The sequence below is a fragment of the Parvibaculum sp. genome (assembly GCF_049672805.1).
Lineage (GTDB): Bacteria > Pseudomonadota > Alphaproteobacteria > Parvibaculales > Parvibaculaceae > Parvibaculum.
Genome location: NZ_JBATWS010000074.1, coordinates 1 through 10,739 on the forward strand (window position 1 = coordinate 1; position 10,739 = coordinate 10,739).

A 10,739-nucleotide genomic window follows, 5' to 3' on the forward strand; every position below is an offset into this window, starting at 1 on the left:
AAGGTGGGCCCATGTCGGTCGCGGAGAATTTCAACGACATTCCGGTGCGTGAACAGGTAACGGAAGCAGAGTGGCAGGTGCGTGTCGATCTCGCGGCGACTTACCGCCTCGTTGCCCATTACGGCTGGAGCGATCTCATCTACACGCATATCTCTGCGCGCGTGCCGGGGCCGGAGCATCACTTTCTCATCAACCCCTATGGCATGAGCTTTGACGAGATCACGGCTTCGAGCCTTGTGAAGATCGATCTCGATGGCAACATCGTCATGCCGACCGACTATATGGTGAACCCGGCTGGCTTCACCATTCACAGCGCGGTGCATATGTCGGTGCCGAATGCGAATGCAGTGATCCATACTCATTCGGATGATGGTGTGGCTGTGTCGGCGCAGGCGGATGGTCTGCTGCCGCTCTCGCAAACCGCGATGATCGTGCTCGAAGATCTCGCCTATCATGACTATGAGGGTATTGCGCTGGAGCATGATGAGCGCGAGCGCCTTGTTGCTGACCTTGGCAACAAGCATTGCATGATCCTGCGCAATCACGGGCTGCTGACGGCAGGGGCGACCTGCGCAGATGCGTTTCTGCGTCTCTATTTCCTGGAGCGCGCCTGTACCATGCAAGTGCGTGCCCTTTCCGGCGGCGTGAAGCTCAACATGCCCAATCCGGGCGTGCCGGAAAAGACAGCGTCGCAGGCGATGTTCCATGAGAAGCATGGCATCGGCAAGCTTGCTTGGCCGGCGCTTCTGCGCACGCTCGACCGGATCGATCCGTCTTATCGGGACTGATTTTTGTTCCCTGAAACACGGCAGGGCTCACGCCATGTGGGATGGCCGGTTCGAGTTTGGTGATGGCTGGGCCGCCTATCGCGGCACGGCTGACGAGAACTCGCCGCATTTCCATGCGGCCATTCAGATCGCCATTGGCGTCGAGAATGACATTGCCATGCGAAACGACACCGGCATCACGCGCGGGCGGGTGATCGCGGTGCCACCCATGCTTCTCCATGAATTTGCGGAAGCAAGGGGCGAGGTGGTGGTGCTTTATGTCGAAGCCGACGCACCGCTTGGCCGCGCGCTGCGGCGTCATTGCGGGCCGGAGATGAGGGCGTTGCCTCTCGCACCGCCGGAAGGGGAGCCAGCGGAGATGATCGCGCGGCTGCGCCTCTCGCTGGGGGCGGCAGAGACGGTGCCTTCCGATGCGCGTCTTCTCACGGCACTTTCCCATTTGCGCGTGGCGCCCGGCGGACAGGGGGCCGTGCGGGAGGCGGCGCTTGTTGCGGGACTTTCAGCGCCGCGCCTCAGAGAGCTTGCCCGGGCGGAACTCGGTCTCTCCCTTTCGCAATGGCTGCTCTGGCAGAAGCTCGCGCGCGCCTCTCGGGCGCTCGCCTCAGGCGCACCCCTGGCGGATGCTGCCTTTGCAGGCGGCTTTGCCGATCAGGCGCATTTCGCACGCACCATGCGCCGCATGTTTGGCGTCACGCCGCGCGTTGCTGCGGGATCGCTTGCTCAGGGCTTGCTCGCGCAATAGACGCTGATCGAGCCAGTATGCGTCGGAATGACGTGGCGCTCTTCCACATCGATGAAGCCTGCCGCTGCGATCAGTTCCGGCAATATGCCATCCGCATTGGGCTGTGTGATTTCAAAGCCATCTACCGCCTGCACCTGCCGGAAGAGCATCCGCATCAGGAAGGTTCGCTGCTTGCCGTAGTCCCCGATGACGAGGCGGCCGCCCGGTTTCAACAGGCGGAAGGCGGAGGCGAGGATGCCTGATTTCATGTCCATCGGACATTGATGCAGCACGAGGCTGGTGACGACAGCGTCAGCAAGATTCTCGCCCAGCACCTCATGGGCAACATCTCCGAAGCCCTGATGCCAATCGACCTCCACCTTTGCAGCATTGGCCTTGGCGCGGGCAATGGCCAGAATATCCGGGTCGGGATCAATGCCGATCATGCGAATGCCGGGCATCTGGCTTTTCAGGAGAATCGCCTGTGAGCCTGTGCCCGCACCAATATCCACTACGGTCTCACCGGGCGAGAGGGCGAGTGCCTGCGCCACGCGGGGCCGCCAGCGCTTTTCCCGCGTCATCACGGCAATGACCTTGTCGTAGCTGTTGGTGAATTCCGATTTGCCCAGTGCGGGCACAAAGTCGCGGTCAGCGGACATGGAGAGTCTCCTGTGGTTTTCCACAGGTTGGGGGCACTCACAGCGCAGGTCTTGAACGAAACGCTGACTTTTGCTGTCCGAGGCTGCAAAAATACCCGCAAAGTTTGTGCAGATTTATTGACATTTTGTCACTCAAAGCGGACGCTTCCCCCATGAAGATCGAGGAAACGGGTTCCAGAAACCGAGAATCCGCTGAAGCGGACGTTCTGGACACAAAGGGAAACGAAGCGGCAGACCTGCCCGCGCAAGCGGGGGAGGGAGCAGGCTTGAGCGGCGGGGCGAAGCGCAAGCTGGAGAGCAGGCGCAAGCTGATGGATGCTGCGCGCAGGCTTTTTGTGGAGCGCGGCTATCATGACACGCGCCCTCAGGATATTTCCAAGGCGGCGGGTGTCGGCCACGGCACGTTCTATCTGCATTTTCAGGACAAGCTCGACTGCTTTCAGGCTTTCACTGATGAAGCGGCCGATGAGCTTCATGATTTCGTGAAGCGCTACACGGCCACCGCCGGATCGCTGCGCGAAGAAATTCACGAACTGCTTGTGGCGGTGTTTGAATATTCGGATGCCAATCCGGGCGTGCTGAGCGCGGCCCTCACCGATGTCAGCGTTCTTTCAACGGGTGACACCGGGCGGAAAATGCCGGTGGATCGCTGGGCAGATGTCTGGGCGGAACTGCTTGAAAAATGGAAGCGCTGCGGCGAGGCGGCTGAAGAGCTTGATGTGCGCATGGCGGGCTATCTCATCGTTGGCGCGATCAAGCAGGGCGGTGCCTATGGTTATCGCCTCCGACTCGACCGGATGAAAATGATTGATGGCATGACCGAGCTTTTTGTTCGGGCACTGAAAAAATAATAAGAGAGTCAGCGGCAAGCTGGCGGAGGAGGGAAATATGACGAAGCTCGCTTACACCCGTGATGAGCTGATGGCGTCGCATGAGTATGCGCAACCGCATGAACGCGCGGGCTACAAGCTGCATGGCGGCTTCCTTGCGGATGGCACCTATGTCTCGCCTCGTGTACTCCATCGCTGGCCGGCTGTTCATGCATGGCAGAAGGCGCTGACGGACAGGGGCTGGCCGCTGATCGACGCGACAACGCAGCTTTTGAAGCGCGGCAACTATCCGAATATCCGGCAGGAGCGGTTTCTGCTTTCACATGGCATCGGCACGCCGCTCTGGAACTCGCTTACCATTACAGGCGTGATCGAAGCGCGGGGGAAGGTTCTATGCGATCTCGACGCGCCTGACTTCCAGTCGATCATCGTTGACGATATTTCGCAGACCTGCACAGGCCATCTCCACAAGGGTCTGCTTTATGCGCATGGGGCAGATGAGGGCGGTGATCCCGCGCTGCCTGATGTCGGTGCGCATGATGCGATGTGGTTTGCGGCGCGCGATCTTCTGTTTGGCGCCGACCGCTATCCGATACCGGAGGTGCCGGAAAGCATCAGCCGCCCGGATACGGGCCGCCTCATGCCGCAGCTTCCGGCAGGCTTTGAGCAACTCATCCTTCTACTCATGAATGTGCTGATGATCGAGGTGCGGGCGGAGGCCTTCTTCGCGTTCTGTTGCGAAATCATGCGCGATCCCGTCGCCTTCCCGGACCAGAAGGCGGGCGAGGATGCCGCCTTGATGGTGGAGCGCATCCGCACGGATGAGGCGATCCATGTCGGTTATCTGCAGACGACGATTTCGGAGATGCGCAGCTTCACCTTCAAAAGTGTCGATGGTGGCACGGTGAAGGGCAAGGACATGATCGACCCCATCTGGGAAGGCATGGTGCATTGGCATTCGGTGACGCAGGCTGATTTCTCCCGCGAGCAGACGCGTGAGGCCATTCGTGCAGGTCTTTCAGACAGGCCGAACGGCGCACAACTTTTTGCCGAGTTCGACGCAATGGAGGACACGGTGGCAGCGTGATGAAAGACCTTTCTGGAAAGACCGCCTTTGTAACGGGCGGGGCAAGCGGCATCGGCCTTTCCATGGCGCGTGCCTTTGGCGGGGCTGGCATGAATGTCATGCTGGCCGATATCAATGAGCAAGACCTTGAGGCGGCGGTGCGCGAACTTCGCGAGCGGCAGATCAAGGCGGAAGGTGTGCGCTGCGATGTGAGCGAGCGCGCATCGCTGGAAGATGCCGCCCGCGCAACGATTGATGCCTTCGGCAAGGTTCACGTCGTTTGCAACAATGCCGGAGTGGGCGCAGGCGGTGCCATCGGCACGGTGCGGCGGAGTGACTGGGACTGGACATTTGCCGTCAATGTCATGGGTGTCATTCACGGCATGGAGGTTTTCCTGCCCTATATCCGCGCGCATGGAGAGGGTGGTCACTATGTGAACACGGCCTCGATGGCGGGGCTTATTTCTGCGCCGGGGATGGAGCCTTACACGGCTTCCAAATATGCGGTTGTCGGCATGTCGGAAGGCTGGGTGCAGCAGCTTGCACCGGAAGGCATCGGCGTTTCCGTTCTCTGCCCTGGTTTCGTGCGGACACGCATCCATGAAAGCGAGCGGGCGCGGCAGGAGAAATATGGCAGTGCGCTAGACGCGAGGGATGCCGAACGCGCAGAAATGACGAAGCAGCTTGTGATGAGTGGTCTCGATCCGGACCGTGTGGGCGCGCGGGTGGTGGAAGCCATCCTCGCCAACGAGATTTATGTCTTTACCCACCCGGATATGGCACCCTTCTTCAAGATGCGCGCTGACGCCATTGAAGCGGCCTTTGAGCGGGCGGCAGAGAGCAAGGCACTTCAGGGGGCCGAGTTTCGAAGCCCGACTGACCTCAATTTCGCCAATTAGTGCGAAAGCCTGCTTGACGGCTGGTTTTGTCGCCTTACCTCAAGGACAGGTGATTTTCCGCCCATGGAGATTGCTATGAAGAAGTTCACTTCTGTTGCTCTCGGCCTCGCGCTGGCGGGCGCTCTCGCGGCAGGAAATGCCGTGGCGCAGGAAGCGAGGAATGGCGGTGATCTGGCCGCCGCCTGTCAGACGCTGCTCGACGAAGGGCCGACGCCCGGCAGCCGCGGAGAAGTCTGCAAGAATTTTCTCGTCAGTCTCGTGAAGACGCAGGAAGAGAGCCTCACCATGGGCGAGCCTTTCCGTGCGGAGCGGCTTGGTCCAAAGAGCGACGAGACGGCCTGTTTTGAACTGCCGAAGAAGCTCACATTCCGTGATTTCGCGCGGCAGATCGTGTCTTTCTCCGGCAGCAATCCCGATCTTGAAAGGCGTCCGGCCGAAGAACTCGCCATCAAGGCGCTGCAGGAAAACTATCCCTGCGATCCCGTCTATCTGCAGAAGAAGAACGGCGCTGCAGAGTGAGGCAGCGCCGGCGCCTCACGCGTTGCGCAGATACCAGGCAATATCGACGTTGCTGATTTCCGCGAAGAAGCGGTCGCATTCGGCTTCCTTGATGGTGAGGAAGAGTTTTGCGAATTCGCCCAGGCGTTCGTCAATGAAGGATGAGCGGCGCGCAACCTCCAATGCCTTCCACCAGTTGATCGGCAATGTCGCTTCCTGCTGGCTGTAGCTGTCGCCGGTAACGGGCGTGCTCGGCGCAATCTGCTTTTCGATGCCTTCCGCTATGCCTGCGAGAACGACAGCGAGTGCGACATAGGGGTTTGCATCCGCACCGCAAACACGATGCTCCAGATGCCGTGTCTCTGCGCGACCCGCCGTTACGCGGAGGGGAACGGAGCGATTGTCCACCGCCCATGCAGGTGCAAGCGGCGCGTAGGAGTTTGGCCGGAAGCGGCGGAAGGAATTTGCGTTGGGCGCGAAGAAGGCCATGCTCTCTGCCATCGTCTTCTCAAGGCCGCCAATGGCATGCGCCAGATGCGGGGTGAGGTCGCCTTCACCTGCGAACAGGTTGCTGCTCGTGTCATCAGCGAGCGAGACATGAACATGCATGCCGCTGCCAGAAAGCTCCGCATAGGGCTTTGCCATGAAGGTCGCGGTGAAGCCGTGGCGGTCTGCCACGCCTTTCACAAGGCGCTTGTAGAGAATGGCATCATCGGCAGCGCGCATGGCGTCATTGCAATGTTCCAGCACGATCTCGAACTGGCCGGGTGAATATTCTGAAATGAGCGTGCGCGCGGGCAGGCCCATCTTCTTCGCACCATCAAAAACATCATTCAGGAAGCCGGAGAAATCTTCCAGATCCTGCATGAGATAAGCCTGATGATGCGCAGGCGCGTAGCCGTTCGGCGCGGCGGGCGGTTTGATTTGCCCATCGGCAGCAGCCTTGCGATCCACCAGATAGAACTCAAGCTCGATGGCGACGACGGGCTTCAGACCCATCTTTTCAAGCGCTGCGACGCTCCGGGCGAGCATGTGGCGCGGATCGGCAGGGGAAGGCGAGCCGTCGCGCTCATAAGAGGTGAGGAGAAGCTGCGCTGTCGGCACCTCATGCCAGGGCGCTGCTGTGATCGTGCCTGCGACGGGGAAACAGGGGCGGTCGCTGTCACCTTCTTCCCAGACAAGGCCGGTTTCCAGCACATCCACGCCCAGCATGTCGAGCGAGAGGATCGAACAGGGAAGCGGGCGCCCGTCGCGATAGGCAGTGGCGAGTTCTTCTGGCCGCAGCACCTTGCCACGGGCAACGCCTGACGGGTCTGTCAGGAAAGCCTGTATCTGCACAGTCTCGGGATGGGCGGCGAGATAGTCTGCCGCTTCGGTCTCATTCGCTCGCGTCATGCGCCTGCCTCGCTCTCACCGGAGAGAACGGAAAGCGCCTCGCCGAAATGTGTCACCAGCCTGTCAACATCTGCCTCACTTGTGCTGGGTGCCACAAGCGTCATGTTGTGGAAAGGCGTTACGAGCACATTCCGATTGAGCAGATAAAGATGGATCGCGCGTTCGACCGTGTGGTCGATGGCAGCCGCGGCGTCCGCGCCGTTTTCAAGCGGGCGGGGGGAGAAGACAAGCTCCGCGCGTGCACCGATCTGCGTAACCGACCACGGCAGATTGTAACGCGACACCGCATCACGCAGCCCCGCAGCGAGCTTCTCGGCGAGTGTCGTCATATGGACGTAGTGCTCCGGCGTCATCACATCTTCAAGGCAGGCGCGCATGGCGGCGAGCGCCAGCATGTTGCCAGAAAGCGTAGTGCCGATGCCGGAATAGCCGGGTGTCTTGGTCTGGAGAATATGCGCCATGCGCGCTTCGACTTCGGCTGTGAAGCCGAAAACGGCAGCGGCAAGACCGCCCGCGACCGGTTTCCCGAGAACAAAGAAATCCGGCTCTATATTCCGGGAGCGGATGAAGCCGCCGGGGCCGGTCGAGATGGTGTGCGTCTCGTCGATGCAGACGAGTGTTCCGTGGCGATGCGCGGCAGCAAGGAGGCCTTCGATAAACCCGTCCTTTGGCAGCACCATGGCGGTGTTGGTGAGCGCGGGTTCGGTCAGAATGAGCGCGATGTCACCTTTGGCGAGCAGGGCTTCAACAGCTTCGAGATCGTTGAAGGGTGCGGCAACGCTTGTCTCGGCAATGTCCGTGACCTGACCGAGAAGGCTCTGCTTCATGCGTGTCTCACCGCCTTCGAGCTTCACGAAGGCGTCTTCCACCTGCCCGTGATAGCAGCCATCAAAGACGAGAACCTTCTTGCGGCCGGTCAGCGCGCGCGCCCAGCGCACCACGGAGCGGTTTGCGTCGCTCGCCGTTGCCGTTATCTGCCAGAAGGGAAGGCCGAAATGGCTCGCGAGAAGCCTGCCGACATGGGCGGTGAGGTCGGAAGGAAGCATGGCGGTGAGGCCGCCCGCTGCCTGCGCCGCGATTGCCTTTGCCACCGGCTCAGGCGAATGGCCGAACATGGCGCCCGTGTCGCCAAGGCAGAAATCGGCATAGTGGTGCCCGTCCACATCCGTGACGGTTGAGCCCTTCGCCGAACGAACGAAAAGCGGGAAGGGTGTTTCCCAATCGAGCATCCAGTGAAGCGGCACACCGCCCGGAAAATGCGCAGCCGCCTCCGCTGCCATCTGCCGGGAGCGCGGATGCAGCTCGACAAATCGTGCCTTTTCAGACGCTGTCAGCGCTTCGGCGCGCTGGCGGATGCCGGGTGGCATCGACATGGGACGGGCTCCTTCATTCAGATATCGAAACGAGGTCGAATATAGCAGGAGCGGTGCCGCATGGAACTCGGTGACACCTTGTCACGGAACCGGGTGGTAGCTCGATTGTTCGAATAACCAGAAATGAAAGTCCGAGTAACGAGCGGTGAGATGGCTGTTTCCGTGAATGCCGAGGAATTGGAAGGAGGGATTGTCGAGCGCATTGCCGATCCCGCTTTCCCGTGTGTGGGCGCGAAATCGGCTCTCGCGCGCGGGACGCTCAAGGTCATTGCCTGCCATTCCCTGACAAGCAACTGGGACGATGTGCGAATACATGAAATGTTGCTGCGCTGGTCCCATGAATACAAGAAAGACCCGACCGGCCTGCGGAGCCTTGCCGTCGTGTTCGACGGGCCGCTTGATCTCAGCGAAAAGGCGTTTGAAGCGGCCATGTGGGAGCGCATCCAGTCCTTTGCGGACAAGGATCACTGGCTCGGCCAGCCCTATGACCACCGCACCAGCGCCGATCCGAACGATCCGCATTTTTCGCTGAGCTTTGGCGGAGAGGCGTTTTTTGTTGTCGGCCTGCATCCGAATGCCTCCCGTCCAGCGCGACGCTTTCCGAACCCGACGCTGGTTTTCAATCTTCACGATCAGTTCGAGCGTCTGCGGGAAGAAGGACGCTATGAGAAGATGCGGGAGAAAATCCTGACCCGCGACAAGGAGATTGCCGGTGACATCAATCCGATGCTGGCGCGGCATGGGGAGGCGAGCGAGGCGCGGCAATATAGCGGCAGGCAAGTCGGGCCGGAGTGGAAGTGTCCCTTCAAAGACCCGCGTGCGTGACGATGATTGAAGTCATAAGGCCGCGAAGCGGCACAGCCTTTATTCTCAAGGCCGGACAGGTATTGCGCGTCACCGACCCACTGGGTGAGCAGGTGAGCGATCTGCTTGCCTTCGCCGAGCATGACACAGGCGAGGTGATTTCGAACGGGCGCAGCTTCGACTATGAGGAGACGATCCGCCTTTCGACTGGCCACCGCCTCTGGTCGAACAGATCAAATCCGATGCTCGAGATCGTCGAAGATTCGGTTGGCCGCCATGATTTCCTGCTGACGCCCTGCAGCGAGGCGACCTTTCGGCATTTCTACCCCAATAGCCCCGTGCATCGCGGCTGCATGGGCAATCTCGCAGAAGCCCTAGCGCCTTATGGCATCACGCCTGACCAGATCCCCTGTGCCTTCAACATTTTTATGAATGTGGAAGTGGAGGGGGAAAGTGGCCACCTTCGCGTTCTGCCGCCGCTCAGCAAGGCGGGCGACTTCATTCGCCTCAAGGCGCTGATGGATGTGGTGATCGGGATAACCGCATGTTCCGCCTATGCGTCGAATGGCGGGACGTTCAAGCCGATCCATTACGAGATCGAAAGCTGAGTGAAGCGGCGGGAAAATGGTGCCCCCGGCAGGATTTGAACCCGCGACCCCCTGATTACAAATCAGGTGCTCTACCAACTGAGCTACAAGGGCGACCGTGGCGACAGCTACTACACCAGGGGTAGGCAGGTTTCAACGGCGGACAGCGCAAAGCCGTGTGTTTAGCTACCCTGGTCAGCTGCCCTGGCGACGGAAGAGTTCATATAGGGCGACCGCTGCGGCGTTCGAGACGTTGAGGCTTTTCATGTCTCCGGCGGCGGGCAGGCGCGCGAGGAGGTCGCAATGCTCCCGCGTCAGGCGGCGCAGGCCCGCGCCTTCCGCGCCCAGAACCAGCGCCACGCGGGGGGAAAGCATCATCTCCGGGAGCGACATTTCGCCTTCCCCGTCAAGGCCGATGACCTCGAAGCCGAGTTCCTTGAGCTGCTCGATGGCGCGGACGAGATTCGCGATCCGGGCGATTTTCACCTTTTCGAGGCCGCCGGAGGCTGCCTTGGCGAGCACGCCGCCCAGAGCAGGGCTGTTTCGCTCGGTGGTGACGAGTGCCTCGGCCCCGAAAACAGCCGCCGAACGGAGAATCGCTCCGAAATTGTGGGGATCTGTTACCTGATCCAGCACGACCACGCGCTTCGCGCCCTCACAGGCGTCAAAAACATCGAGATCGGGCAGGGCGGAGGCCCGCAGGGCGATTCCCTGATGGACGGCACCGGCCGGCAGCATGGCGCCCAGCGTATCGGCATCGATGATTTCGGGGGAAATCGGCAGATTCACGCCCTGCCGGACAAGTTCTGCCTCGGCGTTGCGGGTGAGGAGAAGGCGCTCCGGGGATCGTTCGGGATTTGCCAAAGCGGCCAAAACCGCATGAAAACCATATAGATAGACGTCTCCGCCGCTCTGGGCGCCGCTGCGCGCGGGCTTTGGCCCGTGCTTTCCGCGCCAGGACGCGTGACGTTCACCGCCGCTCAGGGCGGCGGAGGGGGGCGTCGGGCGGGGCTGCTTGCGTCTGCTCATGGGGGCGCTTATATTGTGCCATCCGGGCTCTTGCAAACGCCCCCGAACAGTATGCCTTAGCCAGCGGCATGGCTTGAGGCACGCTGCGGG

12 protein-coding genes and 1 tRNA gene are annotated in these 10,739 nt (G+C 60.8%); 8 read left to right on the forward strand and 5 right to left on the reverse strand.

The genetic code is table 11. The features are described from left to right. Window positions 1–11: 11 nt before the first annotated feature. On the forward strand, window positions 12–788 hold the full coding sequence (locus WBF74_RS02410; RefSeq protein WP_424434656.1) for a class II aldolase/adducin family protein: 777 nt from the start codon (window positions 12–14) through the stop codon (window positions 786–788). 34 nt (window positions 789–822) lie between these two features. Further along, window positions 823–1,530, forward strand: coding sequence for a helix-turn-helix domain-containing protein (locus WBF74_RS02415; protein WP_424434626.1), 708 nt, complete (start codon window positions 823–825; stop codon window positions 1,528–1,530). Here the strand turns inward: WBF74_RS02415 and WBF74_RS02420 are convergent. Further along, window positions 1,509–2,168, reverse strand: coding sequence for a class I SAM-dependent methyltransferase (locus tag WBF74_RS02420; RefSeq protein ID WP_424434629.1), 660 nt, complete (start codon window positions 2,166–2,168; stop codon window positions 1,509–1,511). The genes WBF74_RS02415 and WBF74_RS02420 overlap by 22 nt on opposite strands. Window positions 2,169–2,434: 266 nt before the next feature. Here WBF74_RS02420 and WBF74_RS02425 point away from each other — a divergent pair, with 266 nt between their 5' ends. The 4 genes from WBF74_RS02425 to WBF74_RS02440 all read left to right on the forward strand — a co-directional run bounded on the left by WBF74_RS02425 (window position 2,435) and on the right by WBF74_RS02440 (window position 5,482). Beyond that, the gene (locus tag WBF74_RS02425) at window positions 2,435–3,019 is read left to right on the forward strand and encodes a TetR/AcrR family transcriptional regulator (RefSeq protein ID WP_424434632.1); all 585 of its coding nucleotides are present in this window, start codon (window positions 2,435–2,437) and stop codon (window positions 3,017–3,019) included. 37 nt (window positions 3,020–3,056) lie between these two features. Further along, window positions 3,057–4,085, forward strand: a complete 1,029-nt coding sequence (locus tag WBF74_RS02430) for a hypothetical protein (RefSeq protein WP_424434635.1) — start codon at window positions 3,057–3,059, stop codon at window positions 4,083–4,085. Beyond that, complete coding sequence (locus WBF74_RS02435) at window positions 4,085–4,963, forward strand: SDR family NAD(P)-dependent oxidoreductase (RefSeq protein ID WP_424434638.1); 879 nt, start codon at window positions 4,085–4,087, stop codon at window positions 4,961–4,963. Before WBF74_RS02430 ends, WBF74_RS02435 begins: the two co-directional genes overlap by 1 nt. 75 nt (window positions 4,964–5,038) lie before the next feature. Next, window positions 5,039–5,482, forward strand: coding sequence for a Rap1a/Tai family immunity protein (locus WBF74_RS02440; protein ID WP_424434641.1), 444 nt, complete (start codon window positions 5,039–5,041; stop codon window positions 5,480–5,482). Between the two features lie 15 nt (window positions 5,483–5,497). On the opposite strand, the gene WBF74_RS02445 is transcribed toward WBF74_RS02440, so the two are convergent. Further along, the gene (locus WBF74_RS02445) at window positions 5,498–6,856 is read right to left on the reverse strand and encodes a glutamine synthetase family protein (protein WP_424434644.1); all 1,359 of its coding nucleotides are present in this window, start codon (window positions 6,854–6,856) and stop codon (window positions 5,498–5,500) included. Continuing rightward, window positions 6,853–8,229 carry an aspartate aminotransferase family protein gene (locus WBF74_RS02450; protein WP_424434647.1) on the reverse strand — a complete coding sequence of 459 codons (1,377 nt, stop codon included), beginning with the start codon at window positions 8,227–8,229 and terminating at the stop codon, window positions 6,853–6,855. The genes WBF74_RS02445 and WBF74_RS02450 overlap by 4 nt, the downstream gene beginning before the upstream one ends. Window positions 8,230–8,379: 150 nt before the next feature. Between WBF74_RS02450 and gntA the strand changes: the two genes are divergently transcribed. Together gntA and WBF74_RS02460 are read left to right on the forward strand one after the other, a co-directional pair. Beyond that, a complete protein-coding gene (gene gntA, locus WBF74_RS02455; protein WP_424434650.1) occupies window positions 8,380–9,054 on the forward strand; it encodes a guanitoxin biosynthesis heme-dependent pre-guanitoxin N-hydroxylase GntA in 675 nt (224 codons plus the stop codon). 2 nt (window positions 9,055–9,056) lie between these two features. Further along, a complete protein-coding gene (locus tag WBF74_RS02460) occupies window positions 9,057–9,641 on the forward strand; it encodes a DUF1989 domain-containing protein (RefSeq protein ID WP_424434659.1) in 585 nt (194 codons plus the stop codon). A gap of 17 nt (window positions 9,642–9,658) precedes the next feature. On the opposite strand, the gene WBF74_RS02465 is transcribed toward WBF74_RS02460, so the two are convergent. Both WBF74_RS02465 and rlmB read right to left on the reverse strand, forming a co-directional pair. Further along, a tRNA-Thr gene (locus WBF74_RS02465) sits at window positions 9,659–9,734 on the reverse strand. An 81-nt stretch (window positions 9,735–9,815) separates the two neighbouring features. Then, complete coding sequence (gene rlmB, locus WBF74_RS02470) at window positions 9,816–10,649, reverse strand: 23S rRNA (guanosine(2251)-2'-O)-methyltransferase RlmB (RefSeq protein WP_424434653.1); 834 nt, start codon at window positions 10,647–10,649, stop codon at window positions 9,816–9,818. Window positions 10,650–10,739: the final 90 nt, after the last annotated feature.